Below are 25,097 nucleotides of genomic sequence, written 5' to 3' on the forward strand. Positions count from 1 at the left end.
TTAAAAACCAATGAAAAAAGATATACCTACCTATGAAATATTTATAGACGAAAACGAAGATTCATTTGTTTCCGCTGTAGCACTTGTAGATAAACCTGCAATAGAAAAAAACTTCTTTGCATTTAATGAACATACAAAACTTCAATTCTCCTATGATGACGAAAGGCAAGAATTAATCGGCCCTGCTATGATACCTGATATTGAGATATATAGAAAGGAACAGAATACAGGAGCAGAATACAATGTTTTTTTTAGTAAGGAGACGATTAGGCAAATTGCCCAAGTGTTTTTTAAAAAGAACTTTGCTAATAATACCAATATATCACACACCGATATACCTGCACATTCTTACATTTTTCAATCATATATAGTAGATGATGATAAAGGTATCAAATCACCGAAAGGAATTGATGTTCCTGATGGTAGTTGGATAGTGGGTATGAAGGTAACAGATAATACAGTTTGGCAGGATATAAAATCAGGTAAATTGAAGGGCTTTTCTGTGGAGGGATTATTCCAATTTTCAGACAGCCAGGTTAAACATGACAAATCCACTACTGATGAAGATTTAATTGCTATACTAAAGAAATTTAATTCCCTCTATTCTAAGCCGGTTTTTTGACCGGCTTTTTTGTTTCCTGTTATTTCAAAAAATCATTCTCATCAATATTTAAAAGAGAAAGCATTTAAATGTTGAAAGAGTTAAAAAAAGAATTGCTTAAAGCCTTAACAAATCTTAAAACAGAAAAGTTTGATGGTGTCTATTCTTCTGACCAGTTAAATATTTCAGATAGGGTTGTAGGTGGTAAAGTAGAATTAATAAACGCTGATGGGTCATTAAATGTAGCGCCTGATGGTGACTACGAATTAGAAGATGGATTCAAATTTACTGTTAAGGATGGCGTTATTGCATCCATTGAAGGGGAAGAACAACCTGAAGAATTAGCAAACGAAACCCCAACTGAAGATACACCTGCACCTGATGATAATAAAGTAGCTATTGAAGAATTACAAAAAGAAACTGCTGCAATTAAAGCTGAAGTAGAATCTATTAAAGAAATATTAGCACAATTGACAGGTAGTGTAAGTGATTCTGCTACAAAGGAAGAAATGCAAAAGTTCAGCAAAGAAGTTAAAACCCTTACCGATACTATTAATAAAGTAGCAAAGTTACCAGCTGAATTTTCCAAAACAACCAAATCAACCAAAACAAAAACAGATAATCATGACAAATTGATGGACGTGATTAAGCTGATGAAAAAATAATTTTTGTTAATCCCCCCTATTTAAAAAAGAAACTTATGAATGTCATTTGATATAACCAATTTATCCCAATACATCGAATTGAATAGCCGTACCATCAGTAGCAAAGCTGTAGGAAATGCACAGACGGCAAAATTATTGCTTGATTCTGGTAATGTGCAATTTACTAAAGGTACTGCACCTATTCTTAAATTAGATAGCAATACCGTTATACAAGATGGAAGTACATGTGGTAGAACTCCATCCGGTACAACTATTTTGTCAAATACTATGTTAACCACTAAACCATTAAAAAGCGTTGAGAATATATGCACCAAGACTTTAATCAATACATATTATGCGTGGGCGTTAAAAGCTGGTCAAGACCCTGAAACTGAAGGTTGGGATGCAGCATTTGCACAGTACATTATGGATTCAAGAGTTCAAGCTATAGCTGAAGCAAATGAAAACCTTTTATGGAATGGTGATACTACCATAACTGGTCAATTGTCTTACTTTAACGGTATTTTAAAACAAGTAACTTCTGGTACTTATACTAATATTGATTCAACTGCAACATCCGTTTTAGCTCAATTACAGGAAGCAAATTCTAAAACGCCTATTAAGATTAGAAAGCAATCTGATTTTAGAATTTTCATTTCTGAAGTTTTATATGATTTGTATTTGATGGAATTAGCAAACAAAAATATCTTTAAGCCGACTGACGATTTCAAATTATTCGGAACAACAACAACTTTAGTTCCGGTATCTGGATTGAATTCTAGTCCTTACAAGATAGTATCAATTCGTCTTAGTAATTTGCAGTTGGGGATGGATTTAGAAAGTGATGTAACAAAATCATCTTTGAAATATTCAATCGAAACAGAACAGCACTATGCCGATATTCACTACAGTTTAGGCGTGAGTGTTGTTTATCCAATTGCAAGTGAAGTAGGTTATGCTGATTTATCCCCAGCTTGATTATAATTCGTTAACCCTATTATGAAGGGAGTTTAACCCCTCCCTTCATTTTTTATAAAATTTCTAAAATTATTTAATGGCATGTGAATCCATAATTGCACTCGCTAAGAGTTGTGGTGAAAATAAGATTTCCGGTGTTCAAAACTTATACATAATCCGTTACGCAGACCTGGTTGAAACAAACGGAAGCACTTATACTGTATCTACGGCAGGTTTAATAAGTGATATTAATATTGTCACTGCTAAACAATTTGTTCCTGTAGGTTTGTTGAAAAATACAGCTGTTTTGAATGAGACTTTAAATAAGAATCTTCAAACTGGTACGTCTTATATGACCCAAACCTTTACATTAGTTTTATCTGACCTTACAACAGAGAACAAAACTTTCATTGAATCAGTGATGAATCAGGAAGTTGCAATTGTAATCAGAACTAAAACCGGTAAGTATTATGCAGCTGGTTTAAACGGTCAGATGGAACTTTCCGCTTTAGAAGGAGGTACTGGTACAGCTGAAGCAGATTTAATCGGGCATACTTTAACCTTTACCGGTACTGATACAAAGTTAATACAACAAGTTGATAGTTCATTAATCTCAACAATTACTGCACCTGCATCCTAATATTTTTTCTGTTCGTTTTCATTACTATTTTTTATTTTTTATTGTTATCAAGGCCCAATAATTTATTGTTGGGCTTTTTATTTTATGTTTAATGTTATTGCTAGACCTATCCAAACAATCCAATGAGTTAATTTTGAATGTGACCCCATTGATTACTTCAGACACACCAGAACTTTTTATGCGTGTGAAAACTCAATTTGATTTTAAAGAAGTTGTTTTCCCATTGGGTGTAAATATGTCATTGTTCCCAAAACGCTATGATTCGTTTATTATAGTATCATCTTTTTTACAAGGACTGAATGAAGGACTTGGTTTATATGAAATCTTTGAAGATGTTGAACAAGAGAAGATTTTAGAAATTGGCCTGGTTACAATCAAAAATCCAATAATAGAACCCGATACTAATTTTGTTTCCCTACCTGATGAAGATGAAACTAAGCCAACTTTTAAGGTTTATGTAAAGCGCTAATATTTAAAATAGAAAGCGCATGAATGAGGACAAAAAGAGAAGTTCAAATAAAACCCCAATCAACAAATAAGAAAGAAGTTTTAAATTTCACCTATAATATTCCATCGCCAACTGAAGATAAATTTGTCAGTGATGATAGGCAAGTTAATTATGGGTTGGATAATAACTATCCTGCATTCTTACTAAAACTCTATGCTGATTCTCCGATTAATCAGGCAATCATAAACGCAAAAGGTACTTATATTTTTGGTGATGGTTTGAAATATGTTAGTGGGAATGAAGTAAATATTAATGTTAACCCTTCTGATAGCTTTAACGAATTCATCAACAAGTGTATCAAAGATTATTTATTATTCAATTATTTCTGTGTCGAAGTAACATATAATTCATTTGGGGAACCTGTTGAATATCACCATTGTCCAGCACAGAATATCAGAACAAATAGAATTAAAAATAAATTTTGGTATAGTGAGGATTGGAAATTTAAAAAGTCCGATATAGTATTTGACAGATTTACGCCTACCAATTCAGAAGGCAACAGTAAATTATTCTTCTTTGATGGTTACTTTCCAAGCAATAACAACACATATCCCTTACCAGAATATTCAGGTTGTATAAAATCTATCCTTACGGATATTGCTATTCGTTCATTTAACTTAAACAATATTAAAAGCCACTTTAGTGTTTCTACTCTTATCACTTTCTTTATGGGCGGCAATGTTGATGAAGAAGTTAAGAGACAGATCCTTAAGGATATTAAGGATAGTTATTCAGGAGAGACCGGGGAAAAAATAATCCTCGATTTCCAGTCATTAGAAGGAAAGCCAGCAGAAGTTAAAAATATTTCACCTAACGAATGGGATAAGGCATATTCAGCAGTATCCACACAAGTACAAAATGATATACTAATTGGGCATTCTATTAATAACCCGATGCTCATGGGTATCAAGACTGAAGGACAATTAGGAGGAGCGACTGAATTAGAAACAGCTTATCAAATCTTTAAGAACACATATATCCGTAATAAGATAGCAGAATTAACGTCTGCTTTCAATCAATTGTTTGCAAATTCAACTTTAGTTACTGACAACTTATCCTTCACTGATAAGCCATTGTTTGAAACTCAATTGGCTGATGCTACAAGGGAAAAGATTTTCACTATCAATGAATTAAGGGCTATTGCGGGAATGAAACCTATACAGAATGGTGACAGACTGTTAGCAGATCCAGTACCCAATAACACATTCAATACACCACAACCTGAAGAAGAAATAAAAAAAAAGTCTGATTGGGTAAAACATTCTTTGCAACCTGAAGACTTCGAAAAGATTAAACACTTAGGCAACCATAAAGGTGAATTTGAAATAGTTAAGCATGGGAAGTTTGTTTTTAATGCTGAAGATGCCAGACAGAAAGAACTTCAATTTAACAATCAAAGCGATATTGCTCAATGGGCACTAGACAATGATATATCAAACCTTACACTCGATGAGATTAAAGACTTATTAAAAGAACAAAAGGATATTGATATTACTACTCCTGATTTAGAAGATACATTGAATGAGTTATCAAAAGCAGGCATTATACAAGTTGAAACTAACGATAAAGGCAGAATCAGCATTAAGCCAGATAAGGTAGCCGATTTACCAGATACCGGAACTATACTTACTATGTACGATTATGTTAAACGACCTGAAGCAGATGGTGATATATTAATTCCGACCAGTAGGGGATTCTGTATTAAGCTGGTAGAGAATAATAAATACTATTCAAGGGAAGACATTCAAACCATGTCTGGAATTTTTGGATATGATGTATTCACTCATTGTGGTGGATTTTGGAAGCATGCAGGAACAGACAGTACAAAGGTTCACTGTAGACACAAATTTCAGCAAGTAATGTTAAAACGAAAAAACACAACTAATGGATAAAATTATACTAATAAGTGAAAAGGAAATAAAGGAATTGTCTATTGTTCAATTAAATGTTGATAGTCATATTCTTTCACTATCTATATATGATGTGCAGTTTATTAGCCTTAGACCAGTATTAGGGGATGAATTGTATAGCCAAGTCATAAATGAAGTTAACCAGTCAATACAGGATGAAACTTATATCATCCCTGACAATATGAAAAAGTTGATAAGTGAATATATTTCACCCTACCTGATTCATGCAACTATTCAAGAATTAATTATGAACAGTACTTATAAGTTAACCAATAAGGGGTTGTTGAAATATACAGATACTTCAGCTATATCACTACAATCAGGTGAGGTTGAAACGGTGAAGAATTACCACAATAATAAAGTAACTGCTTATAAGGTGGCATTGATTAAATACTTGCATGACAATAAGTTAATCAATAAGCCAACTGATACCAATGTTACTACACCAGGTACAGGTTGGCATTTTATAAACAGACAACAGTGTAATAATTAAAGATAAAACATATGAATGACGTTAACCCAATTGAGAATATTATTTTTAAACTTCTTCAACAAACACAAACAGGTTAATCATTGTGTATATGGTGATTTGACCGATTATGTAGCAATACCAGATAAACTTTACTATTCCGTTAACATCCAGTATAATAATTCTACTGTATCTGGAAAGTACATAAATCACAATTATACTATTACCGTATCAGATTTAATGAAACTGGAAATTCCTGAAACGGAACATTCTGCCATTAGTAATTGTATGGAGATTGCTAAGGATTTTATAACGTATCTTACTTACAATGATGATATTAGTTCGGTTAGTCCTTCAATTCAACCATTTAGACAATCAACGGGTGACATAACAGCAGGTGTAGTGTTAGGCATTAATGTACAGTTATTCTTGCCTTTAAATGAGTGTGGAATTCCAACAAATTTATAATTCTAAACACATGCGAACTATTTAAAATATAAAATGTATCCCTATGCCCTTACCATAATCAGAAAGATTATTGACAATACCATTCGTGCCTCCCTTTGGAATAATGTATTAAAACTACTCGTTGCTATCTGGTTATTCTTTGCCGGAATCCACACTTATATATACTGTATCATAGCTTTAACCTTTATGGATGTAGCTACCGGCATTCCAGCCAGCATGAAAAAAGGAGAGCTTTTTAAATCTCGTATACTTAGGAAGGGATTGATTGAAAAGATTGCCCTTTATCTTATTATGCTCATTGCTGTATTCATTCTGGAACTAGTGGTTAAATCTGCTTTTAAATACGAATCCTTCTATATGGTGCTGGTAGTAACTATGTGTGTATCAACCTATGAGCTTACATCTATTCTTGAAAACATAGCGGTACTTAGACCTGAATTACCTTTCATTTCCAGGCTAATAAAACTATCCAATAAAATACAGGAGAAGACATTGGATATAGCTGAAGATAAGGTAGATAAGGTGGAAATAAAGAAATGAGTATCTTTATCAAAACTTGTTTATGACCAATTACTTACCCCTTGACCGTCTGTTATGGAATTATATTTATGGAACCAGTATAGGGGAGGATGGACTAATTATACATATCCGGGAGGGAGTAGGGAGGTATGAAGGATTGATTTTTGAAATGTATACCAATGACCATAATCCCCCGCATTTTCACGTTAAAACAAAAGATGGTAGGGTAAATGCCAGTTTCAGAATTGATAATTGTGAAGTTGTTGATGGTAATGTTTCCAGTCCTGATTTAAAGAGAATTAAAAAATTCCATGCTGAACATAAAGGACGGTTTGAAATATTTTGGGAAAAAAAGACTATCAAACAAAGTCGTAGTTAATCCTCCATCCCTTTCACAAATTCCTTCAAATCAACATCTAAGGCATCCAAAATTTTGACTAAAGTACTTATTCGCATATCAGCCCCACGTTCATATTTACCAAATTGGGAACGGTTTATATCGTTTTCATAAGCGAAATCCTCGTAACTGGAATACCCCTTCTCTTTGCGCAATTGCTTAATCCTTGCCCCAATCTTCTTGTAGATTGCAGCTTGTTTAGCTTCTAATTTGATTTTATCCTTATCCGTTGCGCCTTTCATTTAGCTAAAATCAGCAAAAGCCGCGTTTTAAACCACCGTCTAAAACATGGGTGTTTATTTTAGTGGTGTGAATAAACGGCTTTTTATTTCCTTTTTCTTATATTTGCCAGAGAATGCAGTGCTAATACTCAAAAAATCATAATATGACCCTTATGTTGGATAATCCCTTATCGAATAAACCTGTATTGGTCTTGGACTATAAACACAACCACCATGATTACAACACCACTTCCCCAAGATGATGTTCTACTTATGTTGGCCGGTAAATTCCACGTAAACACAACTAGAATTCCGGATTTAAAGACAATCTACCACACTAATAAACTCAATACCCAAAAATTGTTTGACGCGATTAATATGCTAGTCGAGGGTGAAAAATTGATGATGTTCAATTTTGTAGGTGCAGTAGTTGGTGGTTTTGTATCTGATGTTCCTTCACCCATGCCCACACTTAAACAAATTTAGATTCATGATTGTAATTAAATTAACACCAGACCAAAGAAGACGTTACGCATTCGCATTTTTAAAGGAGCACACAAAATTTCCAGAGAAAATTAGAATGGAAGGCGTAATTGGTAACAAAGTGTATTGCTGGAACGGGCGTATTGCTCTAGTAGTTATAGTTGAAGAAGAAAATAAAAAAGTGTATGCCGAAATAAATAATGGAGTAGAAACAATGTTTTTCAAAGATTTGAACATTGATTAACAGTGAACAAAAATTATAGAAGAAAAAGAGTGAAAAATTATTTCATCAGTAGATAAAGAGATTATACAATATTAATTCGATAAAAATTTGCTATACTATATGAACAGATTTATAAGGTTTGAATATTTGCTCACATTTCTATTTATTTTACCATTACATAAATCCGGGTATTCACAAGGAATTAACTATACAGGTACTTATTCCATCACCAAGGATAAATATTCTCCTTTACTATTAATTAAACAAAAAAAGGATACCATTTTTTATGAAATATGGAATTATGGTGGTTTAACACCGGGTTCAAGGATTGGGAACACATACGGCAAAGTCAACCTAACCGGTAATACTATAATTGATGTATCTGAAAATCCTGAGAACAATACTTCAGATACGTTGGTCATTCAATTTTCCCAGGCATCTGCTAAAATTAGTACAAAACTTGGCGCAGGATCTATTGTATTTTCTGGTTTTGAGACAACAAACATAAGTCCAGATGGTGTTTATAAGAAAACTAATAGCACCCCACCAAAATTCAGCTTTTCAGAGAATGATTTCAACGAATCTTTAGCTTTAACTACAGTCGACAAAAATCCACCTCCTAAAGGACATGATGAATTAACCTTATTTGGTGGTGCAATTAAATTAAAAGCTGGCGATACCATTTTAATAAATAACCCTTCACATAAACCTTCAGGTGATGTATGGAGTTACGAATATGTGTACAGTGATTTTTGGCCAAATATGCCAGAAAGAAGTGGCAAACTTACTGGTCGTTTTAATTTAACTACAATTGTCAAAAAAATAAATATTGATGGAAATAGAGGATACACACTTGTAACAACAACTCTAAATGGAAAAAACTATGATATAGTTATTAATCTGAAAAATGCTATAATTAGTCATGAGATTGAATTACCCAATCAAAATGTAATTAGTAAGATGGCGCTGTTTAAATCGTATTTACAATCTGTAGATAATATTTCTGAAAATGTTGTTATTGGTTACATTAATAATTTCGAACCTGTACAAGGAGAATTGGATGAATTTAAAAAAAGGAGAGCGATACAGAATGCAAAATTAAAACTAGATTCAATAAAAAGTCTAACTGCTAAGAAAGATGGATTCATTTATTTTTCAAATGTTCAGTTTAGTGAATACGATTTCAATAATCATTCATTCAAAACCGATGGAGTGGAAAATAACTTCCGATTTGAACTTGAAAGTGAAATAAACGGAGAAAGTAGGGTATTTAGGGTATTCTGCAAAAATATAAGTAAAGAGTTAGATATACCCATGGATGAAGGGAAGGCGGAAGAAATAACTAACAGGTACTTCAAAAACACGAACCGGACTGTTTATTGCATTTATACTTTAGATTTTACCACTGTAAGTACAGGTATAGTAAAATCAGGTGCTAATAGAATGTATAGTATTGAAAAGGTAATTGAACAACAAGCAAATATTAAGTCCATAGCATTTTTTGGAGATGCTGATTATATTAACAAAATTGCAGAGTATAATTGGACCCCAAGCTCTGAACCTAATAATACAAAAGCAATAGATAGACATGCCTCTTTTCCGGGAGGAGATGTTGGTTTAAGAAAATACTCGCTCAATATGCATTATCCAAGGGAAGCACAAGAAAGGGGAATTAAAGGTACTGTGAACATCAAATTTTATGTGGATGAAACAGGTAAAATCATTGCTCCCATTGCGACTTCTCATTTAGGTGGCGGCCTCGAAGAAGAAGGATTAAGGTTAGTGAAAGGAATGCCCAATTGGTTGCCAGCAATTAAAGATGGAAAACCAATAAAAGAAGAAGTTAATTTTCCTTTTAGGTTTGAGCTATAATAATTGTAATTATCTATTTTATGCAGGTGAAGATTTTATAAAAGGAATCTAATTCATCAATATTTAACCTACAACAATTAGGGGGCCATTACAGCCCCCTTTTCTTATTGTTTATAGATCCAAATTTGCCATTTCTTTTTGTATTGTTAATGGTACCGCCTTTGCGTAAATAGCGGTCGTTTTAAGGCTTGTATGGCCTAACATTGATGAAACTGATGTTATACTGATACCTTTTGCTAGGGTGACAGTAGTTGCAAATGTATGACGGGCTACATGGGTTGATAGTTTTTTGGTTATTTCGCACAAGTCAGCAATTTCTTTTAGATAGCTATTCATTTTTTGGTTTGTATATACATCGAATAGTAATTCCTTATCCCTGTCAAAAGTATTCACAATGTCAAGCGCCTTTTTAATTAGGGGTACTCTCACCGGTATTTCAGTTTTTACCCTATAGGTGTCTATCCATAGTTTACCATTCAGTTCAATTAGTTCGCTTGATTTTAATTTGGATACATCGGAATATGCCAGACCAGTATAGCATTGAAAAAGAAAAATACGGCGCACAAATTCTAGTCTTGAAATAGAAAATATTTTTCCCTCTATTTTACTCAATTCATCTTCTGTCAGGTAAGCAACATTTGTAGGCGCTAATTTGATTTTATAGCTTTTGAAAGGATTGTTAGTAATAACCCCATCTGAAATAGCATTGTTAATAACTGCTTTTAGGTTTGTTAGGCTTTTTGCAGCCGTGTTAGGATTATTGTTTTTAACCGTTTTGAGGAATAAGTCAAAGTCACCAATTATTTTATTGGACAGATTAGCAATGGGAAGTTCTTTGATATTCAATTTTTTATGGAGAAATTCTTCAAGATACTTTAATGTTATCCCATACCGTTCAACAGTTTTAAAACAGTAGTCTTTGCCGATTAATGAAGTGAGCTTCTTAAGATGGGAGTCATAATATTCAATTAAACCATTGAGTTCCCCAATTGACCCCTTCTCCAGTATTTCATTTTTTAATATTTCTGGGGTGATTATCTGTTTATGATGGTCAAACTTTTTAACTGCCGCTTTATATTTATCCCGTAATTCATCAATTTTTAAATTCAGTATCTCAAAATCAGGTTCTTTATAATTAATCCTGCCGCGTTTTTCATCCCAATTTTTAAAGTCAATGAATATACCGGTTGCAATTTCTGTCTTATTTTTTCCAACATATAGTCTAAAATATATTGGGGTCTTAGCGAATTTGTTTGTTTTAGACCTATTCATCCAAAATTTATAATCTACTTCTAAAATGTTCATTACTAATAGTTTGTGAGGTTTTTGAAAAAGAGTGAGAGGTTTCAGATAGGTTTTGAAACAAAGTATTAGCTAGGGAGGGCGTATAAACAAAATAGGCTCACAATCATTGATTATGAACCTATTATAAGTTGAAAATAAATTGCTGTAACTAATTGATTTACAGCTTGTTGCCTGACCTGGATTCGAACCAAGACAAACAGAGTCAGAGTCTGTCGTACTACCGTTATACTATCAGGCAATAGTTATTCGTTGTTCGGGAGGGCAAAATTATAACTTTCCCCAACAAAACCAAAATTTATTTAAAAAATTTCTCCATAAAAAAAGCCCCGCCATATCAGCGGGGCTTCCTCTCTATCAAAAATTACTTATTTATAAGTCGCCGCCAGCTCCAATGCCTTATACGCATTCACCACACCTCCCGTCTTACACAAATCCGTCATCTTCACCTGCTTAGCCTCCCCATTCTCACCACCAATCGCTACCGGATGCTCAATCTTCACCACTGATTTCAATATAACATCCTTCACCTGCAAAGCCGTCAGCTTAGGATAATAAGAACGGATCAGCGCCGCCAGACCTGTTACCACAGGAGCCGCCATACTCGTACCATCATGGTAATCGTACTTAGACCCCGGAATAGATGAATAAATCGCCACTCCAGGCGCAAATACATCCACCGCATTCTTACCATAGTTAGAGAATGAAGCCGGCAATGTCTCATCATCATCCGGACCAGAAGCACCCACTTCAATCCATGCATCTGCTACACCACCATCCAGGTATTTACGGTTAGGATAGTTCGCCACTGAATCTGTGTTCTCTCCATCATTACCCGCCGCATGTACCAGCAGCACATCTTTAGACATCGCATATTTCACCGCATCGTCTACTGCTTTCTTATTAGGAGAATAAGGCTTACCAAAGCTCATATTGATCACCTTCGCCCCATTATCTACCGCATAACGCAGTGCATTCGCCACATCCTTATCCCTCTCATCACCATTCGGTACCGCACGTACAGACATCAGCATTACATTGTCTGCCACACCATTGATACCCAGGTTATTGTTACGGCCAGCACCAATGATACCCGCTACGTGCGTACCATGATCCGCATCCGGGCCTGTTACATCACCATTACCATAATAGTGCTCATCCACATTTGCATAGTTATCACCTACGATAGCACGTGGATCATACGCCAGGTTCAGCTGGTAATCTGCCTGCTCTTTAAAATGATCGTAGGCGCGATCCAGTTCACTGGCCTTGAAACTCTTATAATCAGGGTAGCGCAGCAGCTGCTGACCTACCACCTGCTTGATCTGCTCTTCTACAGGATTGCTTGCATCAAAGGTCTGGAAATCAGCCGCAGTCGGATTCTCCTTGTTCATTTTGGCCACCATCGTGTCCAGCATGCCCTTGAAACGGCTAATGCCGTACAGGGTCTTCTGTGCTTCCTCCATTTCCTGGTCGTATTTAGCACGCAGTTGTTTGTACTGGTAGAGACCGTTGGTATCTGCTGATGGATTGGCAAAACGTGCCTGTCCTGCGCGTACCAGGCGGGTTAGTTCCAGGTTGTCATAACTTACATTGCCTTTGGCAGAACCGATGAAATCCCAGCCATTTATATCGTCTGTATAGTGATTTTTGTCGTCATCCTTACCATTTCCTCTCTTCTCCTTGAGGTTTACCCAGAGATAAGATTTCAGGTCTTCATGAGCGGTGTCAATACCGCTGTCGATGATGGCGACAACTACTGGGTTAGATTTCTTGTCTTTCAGCAGCTCGTTGTAGGCTTTTTCCACACTGATACCGAAAACGGAATCCTTTTGCAGATCCATATTTTGCCAGTTGGGCAGCTGTGCATGCACCATAGAGGCAGACAGTAACAATGCGGCAGCGATGGCTGCGTTTTTGAAAATACTCATATGCTTTGATCATTGACTCCACAGTAGCAGTTCAATAGAATATATGTGCTCCCGGGGTAGGTTTTATGTTTGTTTTTAAAGTAGTCTGTATCCAGGGGGTATAAAGGGTCGAATTTAGCTATTATAACCCTTTAAAAATGTTAAAAGTTAAAGTAGCCAATTACCGCCAGCCACACGATCGCCATGATTATCAATGGTACCCATGCCGGTAACAACCTATAGGGAGGAATGCCTCTCAACAGCAGGCGCCAAGCCGGGAAACTCAATAAAAAGGCAAAAATAAGGGAGGGAACAAAGATGACATCCGTTCTGCCGGTATGGTTATGCAGGATCATTTGAAAGTGAAAATACTCAAACACCATAGCTCCCAGCATTACAAAGGGGATACTCTTTAAACGGCCTGTGTTCCTGAGGTTTACGCAAAAAAGAATGGCACCGCCTATAGGAAACATAAGGATCGTATAGATGGCAATAAAGATCCTTGAATAAAGCGCCGTTCTTTGATCACTGCTTGCTGACATACATTAAAATTAATGTCGCAAGATAGTATAAAAAGAAAGAGGTCCACTATAGCAGACCTCTTTCTTTGATTATTTCCATCCCCCTCCCAGGCTTCGGTACAGCGTTACAACGGCCTGTAGCTGTTGCAATTTGTCGCTGATACTGTTCAGCTGGGCCGAGAGCAAGCTTTGCTCGGATGTAAGTACATCCGTATAATTGGTATTGGAAGTGTATTTCAGTAATTCTTTCGTATAGTCCACAGACTTTTGCAGGTAAGCTATCTGCTGACCCCTGATGGCGGCCTTATCTACGGCCGCATTGTAGTCAAACAGGGCATTCGTTACCTCCTGGCCCGCGGTGAGCAGGGTTTTCTTGTAGGTAACAAGGTATTCCTGCTGGTTTGCTTCCGCTACCCGTAGGCGTTGCTTGTTCTGCCCCTGCTGGAAAATAGGTGCGGTCAGGCTCCCGACGATACTACCAAAGAAGTGAGAAGCATCGAAGTAGTGATCCAGGCTCGTACCATTCAAACCACCCGTAGCCGTAATAGACAAACTGGGGTAGAAATAGGTCCTGGCTACATTCGTCAGCTCATAGTAATAACGAAGCTGGTATTCAGCCTGTTGTACATCCGGGCGGTTCGCGAGTAACTGTGCCGGTAAGCCGGTCTTCAGGTCTGCGTTCACGGATTGTTCTGACAAAACCCCTCTTTCAACCGCCCCTGGAGAACGGCCCAGGTACACGCTGATGGTGTTTTCTGTCTCCCGGATGTTCTGCAGCAGATCCGGGATCGTTACCTCTGCAGCATAACGGTTGGCCTCACTCTGTACCACGTCTGCACCGGTCACCACATCACTTTCCTTCAGTGTCTTCATGGTTTCCACATCGGTTTTGCGGTTTTCCACGGTCTGACGGGTGATTTTCAGTTGCTCATCATAGGCCAGCAGGGCGTAATAATTAGATGCAATGTTGGCAATCAGCTGGGTCAGTACGGCCCTGCGATAGGCGTCACTTTGCAGGAAAGCCGCCATGTAAGCACGCTTGGTGCTGCGCAGTTTACCCCATACATCCAATTCCCAGCTGGCAGATGCGTACAACTGGTAGGTACGGTTTGCGGTAATAAAACTACCTCCCTGTGAAGCGGCCACCTTTTGCTGGGTCACAGAAGCCGTGGCATCTACTGTAGGCAGAAAAGCCTGTTTACTCTGGCGGAGATTGGCCGCTGCCGCATTCATACGGGCACTGGCAACCTTCAGGTCCAGGTTATTTGCTATGCCTTCCCTGATCAGTGCCTGCAGGTGTGGATCGGTGAACAACTGTGTCCAGGGCAGGTCTGCCATGGTGGTAGTATCGGTAGATGTACTGTCGCGGTACAGTTTACTGTCTGCCGCAGTCTCCGCTTGCCTGTAAGGCTTTGTCACCTTACACGAAGCAACGAAGGTAGCGGCAGCGAGTATCACTAACAGTGCTTGTTTATTATTGGATGTCATGTGTTACGCTTTTAGTGTCAGTATCGTCCTCTTCTTCCGGGTGCTTAACGCTTACTTTCTCCTGCAGGTGCTGGAAGATGATGAATAATACAGGGATCATGAATACGCCTATCACGGTGCCAAAGAGCATCCCGCCTACAGCCGCCGTACCAATGGACCGGTTACCATGTGCACCGGCACCGGTGGCGAACATGAGTGGCATCAGGCCAAAGATGAAGGCAAAGGATGTCATCAGGATAGGCCGGAAACGGGCTTTCGCACCTTCCACCGCCGCATCACGGATGCTCATACCCTGTCGTCGTCTTTCCACCGCATACTCTACGATCAGGATGGCGTTCTTGGCCAGCAGACCAATCAACATGATCAGCGATATCTGCAGGTAGATATTATTGTCAATACCAAAGATGCGGGCAAAGATGAAGGTACCTGTCAATCCTACCGGCAGTGATAACAATACTGCAAACGGCAGCAGGTAACTTTCATACTGTGCACTCAACAGGAAGTATACGAATACCAGGCAGAGGATGAACACATATACCGACTGGGTACCACTGCTCTGTTCCTCGCGGCTGATACCGGAGAACTCATATCCATAGCCCGGAGGCAGTTTTTCTTTCGCCACTTCTGCGATCGCTTTCAATGCCTGACCGGAGCTATATCCGTTATTCGGCGCACCACTTACTGACATGGCCGTGAACAGGTTGAAACGCGCAATGCTCTCAGGCCCGTATACCCTGGTCAGCGTCACGAACTCCGTAATCGGCGCCATATTGGAAGCCGCCGTCTTTACATAGATCTTATTCAAACCTTCGATATTCGCCCTGTAAGATGTATCTGCCTGGATCATGACACGGTATTGCTTACCAAACAGGTTGAAGTTGGACGCATAATACCCACCATAGTACACCTGCATGGCATTCATGATGTTGTCCACCGTCAGCCCCGCTTCTTTCACCCTGGCCACATTTACTTCCATCAGGTACTGCGGGAAGTGAGGGTTGAAAGTGGTAGATGCATATTGTATTTCAGGACGCTTGCCCAGTTCACCCAGGAAGGTCTGTGCCACCTTGTAAAACTCGTCGGTCGTATGACCACCCTTATCCTGCAACTGGAAGGAGAACCCGCCTGCCACGCCGAAACCGGTGATCGTAGGTAAAGAGATGGGCAGGATCTGTGCACCCCTGATATGCGATGACTTTTGCATCAGCGCACCGATTACATCCGTATTACTCATGGTACGATCTTTCCAGTGCTTCAGTTCCAGGATGATCATGGCATACGAGCTACCGCTACCCGCCAGGATGTTCTGCCCCACCATGCGCAGTGAATTGTTCACCGCCGGAATCGTACGGGCGATGCTGTCCAGTTCATTCGCCACCACAGTGGTACGTTCCATAGACGTTGCAGCTGGCATACTCACGTTTACGAATATAGTACCCATGTCTTCGTCCGGTACAAAGCTGCTGGAAGTGGATGTCATCAGGTAATACAGCCCACCGCCAAAGAGGACTACACCCAGTAAGACCAGCCAGCTTTTTTTAGACAGGAAGCTAACCGAGCGGGTATATTTGGAAGTTACTGTATCGAAAGCGGCATTAAAGGATGTATAAAACCGCTCCATTACATTCTTCTTCTTATGCCCCTCAGCATGTGATCGCAGGAAGAGTGCCGCCAGCGCTGGGCTCAGCGTCAATGCATTGATTGCGGAGAGAATGATCGCTATCGCAAGGGTGATACCGAATTGCTTGTAGAATACACCCGTAGAACCACTGATGAATGTTACCGGTACGAATACCGCCGCCATCACCAGGGTAATGGAAACGATGGCCCCGGAGATCTCACTCATGGCATCGATCGAGGCTTTGCGCGAGGATTTATAGCCCGCATCCAGTTTGGCGTGCACCGCCTCGACGACGACAATGGCATCATCCACCACAATCCCGATGGCAAGCACCAATGCGAATAATGTTAATAAGTTGATACTGAAACCAAAGAGGTTGAGGAAAAAGAAAGTGCCAATGATCGCAACCGGTACAGAAATAGCCGGGATGAGGGTAGACCTGAGGTCCTGCAGGAAGATGAATACTACGATAAACACAAGGATGAAAGCTTCGATCAGGGTATGAATCACCTTTTCGATACTGGCATCCAGGAATTTGTTGATGTCCACCATGTTGGTGGTATGCAGTCCTTTCGGGAAGTTCTTTTCTGCTTCAGCAATGATCTTCTTACAATCGTTGATCACCTGGCTGGCATTGGAACCCGCAGTCTGGTTAATAGATACGTTGGTAGCCGGATAGCCGTTCACGGTAGCCATGCTATTGTAGTTCTGCGCACCGAGTTCAATCCGTGCAATGTCTTTCAGGCGCAGGAACTGACCGTTGCCGGTAGATTTGATAATGATGTTACCAAATTCATCCATGCTTTTCAGCTTACCACTATAGCGTATTACGTACTGGAAACTCTGCTTGCCCTGTTCACCAAACTTACCCGGTGCCGCTTCGATGTTCTGATCACTAAGGGCGCTCGTTACATCAGCAGGTACCAGGCCATATACTGACATCACATCAGGTTTAAGCCAGATACGCATGGAGTAGTTCATCGTACCAAAGGCACTTGCATTACCTACCCCGTTTACTCTTTTGAGTGCAGGGATCAGATTAATCTCTGCATAGTTCTGCAGGAAGGTCTGATCATAAGCCGGGTTATCGCTATAGATAGCGGTGATGAGCAGGTTACTGCTCTGTTGTTTTTTTACGGTCACACCTGCCTGTGTTACTTCGGCAGGCAGCAGGCTGGAAGCAGTAGATACACGGTTCTGTACGTCTACGGCTGCCATGTCCGGATCACGGCCTACCTTGAAATATACACTGATGGAAGCGGAGCCTTCGTTGGTGGCAGTACTGGTCATGTAGGTCATCCCTTCCACACCATTGATCTGTTCTTCCAGCGGCACGATCACACTCTTCAGCACCACGTCGGCATTGGCCCCGGTATAGCTGGCAGACACCTGCACCGTAGGAGGAGCGATGTCCGGGTATTGCGCTATCGGCAGCGATACGAGTCCGAGTATACCCAGTATGACAATGATCACCGAGATCACCGTACTGAGTACAGGACGTTCTATAAATGTCTTAAGCATAATTCCTTTTTTAATGATAGGCTAGTCAATCTTCTGGTAAAGGCTATCGGCACTGACTGTACGGGGCTTGATCAGTGTACTGTCGCGCAGGGTGCTGGCACCTTCCAACACTACTTTATCACCTGCTTTTAGCCCGCTCTTTACAATGAAGAATTGCCCGTTGTCATTAGCGGTAGTCTTAATCGCCTGACTGATGGTATAATTATCTTTGGTTACGATGTAAGCAAAGCGTTTGTCCTGTAGTTCGTAAGTGGCCCCCTGTGGAATGACCAGTGCGGAATCTTCAGATCTGGGAATCCTGATAATTGCGCTGGCACCGCTTTTAATAAGGCCCATCGGGTTAGGGAAGCTGGCTTTGAACTGTGCGGTACCGGTAGCAGTAGCGATCAATCCACTGGCTGTTTCGATCTTACCTTTCAGCGAATATTCGCTGCCGTTAGCTAGTACCATTGTCACTTCAGGCAGGTGCTTTACTTTCTCTTCAAGTGTATTGCCGGGCATTTCTTCAGAGAAGTCGAGCAATTGTTTTTCGTTCAGGGAAAAGTAGGCGTATACGTTACCTATGTTAGAGAGGGTGGTGAGGGCTTCAGTGCTGGTGCTGCTTACCAGGGCACCTATCTTGTAGGGGATGGTACCGATCACACCGTCAGCAGGCGCTTTGATGATGGTGTAGCCCAGATTGGTTTGGGCATTGGCCAGTGTGGCCTGTGCCTGGGCCAGGGCAGCCTGTTTTGCTTCCAGTGTGTACTGTGCAGATTCCAGCTGGTATTTGCTTACGATATCTTTCTCTACCAGCGGGCGTACTTTATTTACATCCATCTGTGCAGCATTTACATCTGCTACAGCGCTCTTGATAGCAGCTCTGGCGGTAACTACATTTTGTTCGTACTCGGGATTGTTGATAGTAAACAGCAATTGACCTTTTTTCACATTGGCACCTTCATTTACATAAATCTCTTTCACATACCCGTCTATTTTAGGCCTGATCTCTATGACCTGCTGCCCCTGGATAGTGGCCGGATAGTCATAGTGGATCGTTGCTTTTATAGGTGCTAACGATATAACTGCATAGTCTTTCGCTCCATTGGCCTGGTCCTGGCCCCCCTTCTTGTTGTTGCCACAGGACAGCAGTAGCAATGCTGCACCGGCGACCGGTAAATACATCTTCGGCATATAAGTTTTATATTATGTACATGACAAAAAAATCCGGCTGATCATATAGGAAATCACTTGTTAAAGAGCGTATCCAGGATCACTGTTTTTCTCTCTTTGACAATCTTTTCATATTCCTGTTCATTCAGTCCGAATAAATGCTGATTAAGGGGTTTCACAATAAATGGATATATCACGAGTGAGAAAAGATTCATGATAAAGTGGATAGGGTTGGAGCGCTGAATAGTGCCCTTATCCATCTCCTGTTCTACCTCGCGTAAAAAGTGTTGCATAAACATTTCAGGATCATCCTTAAAGGAATGCCCGTTGTGCATAGAGGTAGTCATGGAGATCTCCAGGTAGGGATAGGTTTGTAATCGTTTCAGGAATACATCTACGAACTGTTCTATCTTTTCCCGGAAGGGCAGTGCAGCACCCAGCACCGATTGGGATTCCCTGATGGACTCCAGCCGGGCTTTTTCAAATACTGCATCAAACAGCTGATCCCTCGACTTGAAATAGTAATGGATCAGGGTCCGGTTTACACCAGCTGCATCGGCAATATCCTGTGTGGTGGCGTGCAGACGACCTTCTGTGAAGAAGACATGCATTGCAGTATCAATGATATGCTGCTCTGTTTTTTTATCCTTTGCCGCCATGTTTAACAAAATTGTCAAACAAAAGTAAGGGGAGGGGAAAAAGGATTTGGGGACAACGCGCCAAATTGGCGATTTTCTGAGATGTAAACGGAAATTTATACGGACATCACTTCCTGCTGAAAAGCACTGGGTCTTTTGTTGGTGACCTGGTAAAATACTTTACTGAAAGCGGCGATATTACTATACCCGGTTTGGTAGGCAATTTCGCTTAGGGTTTGGTTTGTTTGTAAAATCATTTCAATTCCTTTCACTACCCGCAGCATTTTCAGGTACTGGACAAAAGACATATCGAGAATATTATGGAATAAGCGGGAGAGGGTACGGGGGCTGATATCAAATTGATTACTGAGAGATTCCAGTGTTACTTCCTGGTCGAAATGGCGGGCAATATATTGGAGGATGGGGAGGAGGCGTTCGTGTGTGGTGGTAGGCAGGGCCACAGGGAGGGTAGTTGTGCTCACATCTGGCAGGATATCTTTTAGCGAGGCAAGGAACCTGAATCCCGACTCGCCGGGCCGGATATGCCCCTTCCAGCGCGACGTATAGTTAATCATCTGCAGTAACAGGTCATTTACCGGGTAAATGCCCATCCTGTTATAAAATGGAGATTGCTGATCATCGGTATTATAAAAATAAATGTTCCGGGTCGCTGTGAACCTGGAGTGCCGAACCTGGATATAATGTTGCTGGTGTTTGGGTATCCATATATAATGGCGTGCGGGTATAACAAAGGATCTGTCTGGCAGGTTACAATAGGCGATACCGCCTTCCACATAGGTCAGCTGCCCTTTCTGGTGAGCATGCATCGACCATTTACGTTCTATTTTATCAGTCATTACGAACACCGAATCAGGAATCGTATCGATATCCGCTAAATAATCATCAAGGGAAAACATGTGGCGCGTTTGGATAAATAATTGGCAATTTAGATAAAATGGCTCGTTTCCCATAATGCTAACTTTGCATGCAGAATAATGATTATGCAATCGAATACCAAAAGGGTATGTGCATTACTGCCAGTGTTAATAATTTCGATGTGTGCAGTAGCACAAAAACCTTCCGATACTACAGCCCCAATTCATTTAACGCTTGAACAGGTATGGGATAAAGCAGCACAGAACAACAAAAAGGTTCGGATGGCGCAGATCCGTGTACAAACCAGTGAAGAATCCCTGAAGAATGCAAAGGCAGAACGTTTGCCGGAGATCGATGTGAATGGCGCTTATGCAAGGGTAACGAATATGCCTATGTATGAAGATGGATTTTTTCATACACCAACATTATACCCTGTATTACATAATTATTACAAGGTAGGAGGGGATGCTTATTTCAATATTTATAATGGAAATAAAACCAACCTTGAAATTCAGAAAGGACAAACGGAACATGCTATAACGAAGGAACAACAGAATCTGACGCTGTCTGAGGTAAAATTCAGTGCAGCCGTATGTTACCTGGATCTGGTGCGCAGCTGCCGGTTCAAAGAATTAATAGCAAAGGATATAGAAGACCAGCAAAAGCAGTTGGCCCACATCCAGGAACTACAAAAGAATGGAGTTGTATTAAAGAGCGATGTGTTGAGAGCACAATTAAGGTTATCCCGGCAACAGATGGGGATGGTACAGATTGAAAATGATATTGCAATTGCCCGTCAGCGGCTTGCTATCCTGATTGGTGATAATGATAATGAGCGCATAGATGCGGATAGTCTGCTTACTGATGGCAATGCAATACCGGGGTCGTATGAAGAGTACCTGGATGTAGCCGCCACACACGCTTTCCAGTTGAAAATTTCTGAAGGAGAATCTGAGTTGAAAAAGCTGACGCTAAAAAGTATTAAAGCAAATGTCTCGCCAAAGGTAGGACTGTTTGCAGAATACAATATCGCTTACCCGCAGATACAGTTCTACCAATACGAAAATGCCGCCTACGGATTAGGGATGTATGGTGTAAAAGCAAGCTTTCCTATTTCCTCCTTCTATCATAACAGGCACAAAGAAAAGGCGGCTGTCCTTGAATTAAAAAGAGAAGAAATCGCGCACGAAGAAACCGGTGATGTAATCAGACAACAGGTAAAAGAAGCTTACCTCCGCTATGAGGAAGCACTAACGAGAATAGATGTGGCAGAGACCAACATCAGGCAAGCTACAGAAAACGCCAGGATTGTAAACAACACTTATTTTAATCAGTTATCCCTCGTAACCGACCTGCTGGACGCAGATACACAATTGCTCCAGACCCGTTTCGACCTCGTTTCAGCTAAGATCGCAGCACGCGTACAATACTATCAATTACAAAAAGTAATAGGTAATCTATAATTATTATGGCAAATTATGCAAAGACCGATAAGGTGATAACCACTATCACCGGATGGGTAGCCGGTTTAATATTAGTGGGATTGGCGATATGGGGCATCATTACACTCCTGACCCTATATAAATTCGAAGAGACGAATGATGCCCAGGTAGAAGAATATATCAACCCGATCACGAACCGTGTAGTGGGATATGTTACTAAGATCAATTACGAAGAAAACCAGGATGTGAAGAAGGGAGATACCCTGCTCCTGATTGACGACAGTGAATATAAATTACAACAACAGGAAGCCAATGCTGCGCTGTTGAATGCAAAAGCACAGATCGGGGTACTGGAATCAAGCATCTCTACTACAGCGAAATCTGCTACCGTAACGCAGTCCCAGATTGCAGCTGCAAAGGCAAAATTGTGGAAGCAACAGCAGGAAATGGACCGTTATCAAAAACTGTATGATGTGGAATCTGCTACCAAACAGCAGCTGGAAAATGTACAGACAGCCCTGGATGTGGCAAAAGCCGATTACCAGGCAGCATTGAACAACTATGCTGCCGCTGCATCAAAAGTAGGTGATATCAAGGCCCAGAAAGAAGCCTTAATGGCCGAAATAGCACGCAGGGAAGCGATGCTGGGCAGAAATACACTGGACGTATCCTATACAGTCATCAAGGCCCCCTATGATGGTAAAATGGGCCGCCGTACCATCGAAGAAGGACAGCTGGTACAAGCCGGGCAAACACTGGCTTTTATCGTAAACCAGGCTGCGGGTAAATGGATCGTGGCCAACTTCAAGGAAACACAGGTGCGCCATATGCACGCAGGGCAGGAGGCAAAGATTGAAATTGATGCTTACCCCGGGAAAATATTTAATGGTCAGTTAGAATCTTTATCTCCCGCTACCGGTTCCCGCTTTTCATTGTTACCTCCTGATAACTCCACAGGTAACTTCGTGAAGATCGTGCAACGTATACCGGTACGCATCAAATTGACTGACAAGGCAGCTGCTGATTTATTACTTCGTGCAGGTATGAACGCGACTGTGAAGATTGCAAAAGCACAATGAGTAAAAAACTAACCATATTCAAACCATGGGCTACGGCTTCGGAATGGTTTATCAGGTTCGTGATCTTTCTGAACCTGCTACCCAACCTGCTGATGTTCGGGATCTCCGTATCCAGTGGACCCGGTGCCGCCGGTTACTATGGTATAGAGCCTTCGGATGTACAGTATTCCATGGTATTGTTCTATGCTTCACTGGCTGGGTTCTTTGCACTGGAAAGACGTTTCTTTCAATACATTGCTACGAAGGAGTACCTGCTGATAGGCGCAGTGATACAGATCATCACATCTTATGGCTGTTACAAAACGCATAACCTGTATCTCTTACTGAGCCTGCGTTTTATTCAGGGCATGGCAAACTGTATTTCATCATCAGTATGTATTACGCTCATCTTTAGCAGGTTGCGGAGTAACCGGCAAAGAGAGATCGGGTATTCACTTTTTTATATGAGCCTGTTGTGTATTACAGCGGTCAGCACACTGGTCACAGCACCTTTGCTGGATGCTTTTGATTACAATGTACTGTACAAATGGATGATCTTTACTTATATCCCCGGTACCCTGTTATTGTTTGTGATGATGAACCCGGTTCGTTTAAATAAGCGTTTCCCGCTTTATCAGCTGGATTGGGCGAGTTTTGTGATATATACTACGGGATTAAGCCTGCTGGGATATGTGTTATTGTATGGACAACAGTATTACTGGTTTAGTGATCCCAGAATTTTGTGGTCGTCGGTTGCTGTAGTTGTACTGGGATTGTTGCATGTGATCAGGCAGAAATACCTGAAACGGCCTTACCTCAGCCTGGAAGTATTTAAGAACTCGAACTATGTATTAGGGATGATATTGATCTTTGTACTGTACATATGCAGGGGTGCTTTGAATATTACCAATAACTATTTTACGAATGTATTAGGTATGGACCCGAGACACCTGGCGTATATCCTGATGGCGAATATTGCCGGGATATTATTGGGGGTGCTGATCAGTTCACGGATGGTTATAACAAATGTGAAAATGCGCTGGATCTGGTTGATAGGATTTAGTTTATTGCTGGTTTTTCACCTGTGGATGAACTTCCTGTTTGCTACCATGGCAGATGCACAAACGTTTATCACGCCGTTGATCATACAGGGTATGGGGGCAGGTATGCTGATGTCTCCGATCATTATCTTCTGTATATCAGCCGTGCCGGCGCACCTGGGCAGTACCGCGTCAGCCACCGGTGTATTATTCCGCTTTGCTGGTTTTTGCAGCAGCATCGCATTGATCAACTATTTTCAGTTGTACGATAAAAGCAGGCATTACGACCGTTTCCTTGATAGATTGACAATGCTGGATCCACTGGTAAATTCCAAACTGGGTGTGTATAAGGCAGGATTAATCGCGAAGGGATTGCCTGCAGACAGGGCGGCAAAAGCAGCGACTGGTTTATTGTACCGTTCTGCTGATATCCAGGCGCAGATCCGGTTTTCGATGGATTACTATTACCTGGTCAGTATACTGATCATTGGCGTCATCTTATTGATCGCCTGGGTACCTTATCTGAATAAAACGGTCATTGATCTGAGGAGAAATCAACCGGCACCGGCGGGATATTAACATTTTCGTTAAATTCGGGTTTTCATAGAGTACCCGA

Annotated in this window: 25 protein-coding genes and 1 tRNA gene; 16 read left to right on the forward strand and 10 right to left on the reverse strand. The window is 40.5% G+C overall.

Annotated features, from left to right (window positions below):
- Positions 1 to 10 precede the first annotated feature (10 nt).
- The 10 genes from U0033_RS26595 to U0033_RS26640 all read left to right on the forward strand — a co-directional run bounded on the left by U0033_RS26595 (position 11) and on the right by U0033_RS26640 (position 7,095).
- Positions 11 to 622: an XkdF-like putative serine protease domain-containing protein gene (locus U0033_RS26595; protein WP_322518624.1), complete on the forward strand. Its 612-nt coding sequence runs from the start codon at positions 11 to 13 to the stop codon at positions 620 to 622.
- Positions 623 to 690: 68 nt separating this feature from the next.
- Positions 691 to 1,266 (forward strand): Ig-like domain-containing protein, encoded by a 576-nt coding sequence (locus U0033_RS26600; RefSeq protein ID WP_322518625.1) that lies wholly within the window; start codon positions 691 to 693, stop codon positions 1,264 to 1,266.
- A 39-nt stretch (positions 1,267 to 1,305) separates the two neighbouring features.
- On the forward strand, positions 1,306 to 2,223 hold the full coding sequence (locus tag U0033_RS26605; RefSeq protein WP_322518636.1) for a hypothetical protein: 918 nt from the start codon (positions 1,306 to 1,308) through the stop codon (positions 2,221 to 2,223).
- 76 nt (positions 2,224 to 2,299) lie between these two features.
- Entirely contained in the window at positions 2,300 to 2,842 is a 543-nt protein-coding gene (locus tag U0033_RS26610) for a hypothetical protein (protein ID WP_322518635.1), read from the forward strand.
- A 91-nt stretch (positions 2,843 to 2,933) separates the two neighbouring features.
- Positions 2,934 to 3,311 carry a hypothetical protein gene (locus tag U0033_RS26615; RefSeq protein WP_072366815.1) on the forward strand — a complete coding sequence of 126 codons (378 nt, stop codon included), beginning with the start codon at positions 2,934 to 2,936 and terminating at the stop codon, positions 3,309 to 3,311.
- Between the two features lie 23 nt (positions 3,312 to 3,334).
- A complete protein-coding gene (locus U0033_RS26620; protein ID WP_322518634.1) occupies positions 3,335 to 5,242 on the forward strand; it encodes a phage portal family protein in 1,908 nt (635 codons plus the stop codon).
- Complete coding sequence (locus U0033_RS26625) at positions 5,235 to 5,753, forward strand: DUF6712 family protein (protein WP_072360243.1); 519 nt, start codon at positions 5,235 to 5,237, stop codon at positions 5,751 to 5,753. The genes U0033_RS26620 and U0033_RS26625 overlap by 8 nt, the downstream gene beginning before the upstream one ends.
- A 15-nt stretch (positions 5,754 to 5,768) precedes the next feature.
- A complete protein-coding gene (locus tag U0033_RS26630) occupies positions 5,769 to 6,197 on the forward strand; it encodes a 3'-5' exonuclease family protein (protein WP_072360241.1) in 429 nt (142 codons plus the stop codon).
- A 33-nt stretch (positions 6,198 to 6,230) separates the two neighbouring features.
- Positions 6,231 to 6,737: a phage holin family protein gene (locus U0033_RS26635; RefSeq protein WP_072360239.1), complete on the forward strand. Its 507-nt coding sequence runs from the start codon at positions 6,231 to 6,233 to the stop codon at positions 6,735 to 6,737.
- A 22-nt stretch (positions 6,738 to 6,759) separates the two neighbouring features.
- Positions 6,760 to 7,095, forward strand: a complete 336-nt coding sequence (locus U0033_RS26640) for a DUF4160 domain-containing protein (protein WP_072360236.1) — start codon at positions 6,760 to 6,762, stop codon at positions 7,093 to 7,095.
- Here U0033_RS26640 and U0033_RS26645 read toward each other — a convergent pair.
- Positions 7,092 to 7,355 carry a helix-turn-helix domain-containing protein gene (locus U0033_RS26645; protein ID WP_072360233.1) on the reverse strand — a complete coding sequence of 88 codons (264 nt, stop codon included), beginning with the start codon at positions 7,353 to 7,355 and terminating at the stop codon, positions 7,092 to 7,094. The genes U0033_RS26640 and U0033_RS26645 overlap by 4 nt on opposite strands.
- Before the next feature lie 213 nt (positions 7,356 to 7,568).
- Here U0033_RS26645 and U0033_RS26650 point away from each other — a divergent pair, with 213 nt between their 5' ends.
- From U0033_RS26650 to U0033_RS26660, 3 genes are all read left to right on the forward strand, one after another.
- On the forward strand, positions 7,569 to 7,820 hold the full coding sequence (locus tag U0033_RS26650; protein WP_072360231.1) for a hypothetical protein: 252 nt from the start codon (positions 7,569 to 7,571) through the stop codon (positions 7,818 to 7,820).
- Positions 7,821 to 7,824: 4 nt separating this feature from the next.
- The gene (locus U0033_RS26655) at positions 7,825 to 8,061 is read left to right on the forward strand and encodes a hypothetical protein (protein ID WP_072360229.1); all 237 of its coding nucleotides are present in this window, start codon (positions 7,825 to 7,827) and stop codon (positions 8,059 to 8,061) included.
- Between the two features lie 99 nt (positions 8,062 to 8,160).
- The gene (locus U0033_RS26660) at positions 8,161 to 9,912 is read left to right on the forward strand and encodes an energy transducer TonB (RefSeq protein WP_072360227.1); all 1,752 of its coding nucleotides are present in this window, start codon (positions 8,161 to 8,163) and stop codon (positions 9,910 to 9,912) included.
- Positions 9,913 to 10,023: 111 nt separating this feature from the next.
- Here U0033_RS26660 and U0033_RS26665 read toward each other — a convergent pair whose 3' ends face one another.
- The 9 genes from U0033_RS26665 to U0033_RS26705 all read right to left on the reverse strand — a co-directional run bounded on the left by U0033_RS26665 (position 10,024) and on the right by U0033_RS26705 (position 20,982).
- Positions 10,024 to 11,217 carry a site-specific integrase gene (locus tag U0033_RS26665; RefSeq protein ID WP_072360225.1) on the reverse strand — a complete coding sequence of 398 codons (1,194 nt, stop codon included), beginning with the start codon at positions 11,215 to 11,217 and terminating at the stop codon, positions 10,024 to 10,026.
- Between the two features lie 167 nt (positions 11,218 to 11,384).
- Positions 11,385 to 11,455: transfer RNA gene (locus U0033_RS26670), tRNA-Gln, on the reverse strand.
- 127 nt (positions 11,456 to 11,582) lie between these two features.
- Complete coding sequence (locus U0033_RS26675; RefSeq protein WP_072360223.1) at positions 11,583 to 13,145, reverse strand: S8 family peptidase; 1,563 nt, start codon at positions 13,143 to 13,145, stop codon at positions 11,583 to 11,585.
- A gap of 140 nt (positions 13,146 to 13,285) precedes the next feature.
- Entirely contained in the window at positions 13,286 to 13,666 is a 381-nt protein-coding gene (locus U0033_RS26680; RefSeq protein ID WP_072360221.1) for a hypothetical protein, read from the reverse strand.
- Between the two features lie 69 nt (positions 13,667 to 13,735).
- The gene (locus U0033_RS26685) at positions 13,736 to 15,133 is read right to left on the reverse strand and encodes an efflux transporter outer membrane subunit (RefSeq protein WP_072360219.1); all 1,398 of its coding nucleotides are present in this window, start codon (positions 15,131 to 15,133) and stop codon (positions 13,736 to 13,738) included.
- Positions 15,120 to 18,275 (reverse strand): efflux RND transporter permease subunit, encoded by a 3,156-nt coding sequence (locus U0033_RS26690; RefSeq protein ID WP_072360217.1) that lies wholly within the window; start codon positions 18,273 to 18,275, stop codon positions 15,120 to 15,122. Before U0033_RS26690 ends, U0033_RS26685 begins: the two co-directional genes overlap by 14 nt.
- Positions 18,276 to 18,296: 21 nt before the next feature.
- Complete coding sequence (locus U0033_RS26695) at positions 18,297 to 19,448, reverse strand: efflux RND transporter periplasmic adaptor subunit (RefSeq protein ID WP_072360215.1); 1,152 nt, start codon at positions 19,446 to 19,448, stop codon at positions 18,297 to 18,299.
- Between the two features lie 53 nt (positions 19,449 to 19,501).
- Positions 19,502 to 20,086 (reverse strand): TetR/AcrR family transcriptional regulator, encoded by a 585-nt coding sequence (locus tag U0033_RS26700; RefSeq protein WP_072360213.1) that lies wholly within the window; start codon positions 20,084 to 20,086, stop codon positions 19,502 to 19,504.
- A gap of 95 nt (positions 20,087 to 20,181) precedes the next feature.
- A complete protein-coding gene (locus U0033_RS26705) occupies positions 20,182 to 20,982 on the reverse strand; it encodes an AraC family transcriptional regulator (protein WP_072360211.1) in 801 nt (266 codons plus the stop codon).
- An 84-nt stretch (positions 20,983 to 21,066) separates the two neighbouring features.
- On the opposite strand from U0033_RS26705, the gene U0033_RS26710 reads away from it, so the two are divergent.
- From U0033_RS26710 to U0033_RS26720, 3 genes are read left to right on the forward strand one after another with little or no spacing between them, the layout of a single operon-like run.
- Positions 21,067 to 22,404, forward strand: a complete 1,338-nt coding sequence (locus tag U0033_RS26710; protein WP_072360299.1) for a TolC family protein — start codon at positions 21,067 to 21,069, stop codon at positions 22,402 to 22,404.
- Between the two features lie 5 nt (positions 22,405 to 22,409).
- Complete coding sequence (locus U0033_RS26715; protein ID WP_072360209.1) at positions 22,410 to 23,462, forward strand: HlyD family secretion protein; 1,053 nt, start codon at positions 22,410 to 22,412, stop codon at positions 23,460 to 23,462.
- Positions 23,459 to 25,060, forward strand: a complete 1,602-nt coding sequence (locus U0033_RS26720) for an MFS transporter (RefSeq protein WP_072360206.1) — start codon at positions 23,459 to 23,461, stop codon at positions 25,058 to 25,060. Before U0033_RS26715 ends, U0033_RS26720 begins: the two co-directional genes overlap by 4 nt.
- The last annotated feature ends 37 nt before the right edge of the window (positions 25,061 to 25,097 follow it).

Source organism: Chitinophaga sancti (assembly GCF_034424315.1).
In the GTDB taxonomy this organism is placed as follows: Bacteria; Bacteroidota; Bacteroidia; order Chitinophagales; family Chitinophagaceae; genus Chitinophaga; species Chitinophaga sancti.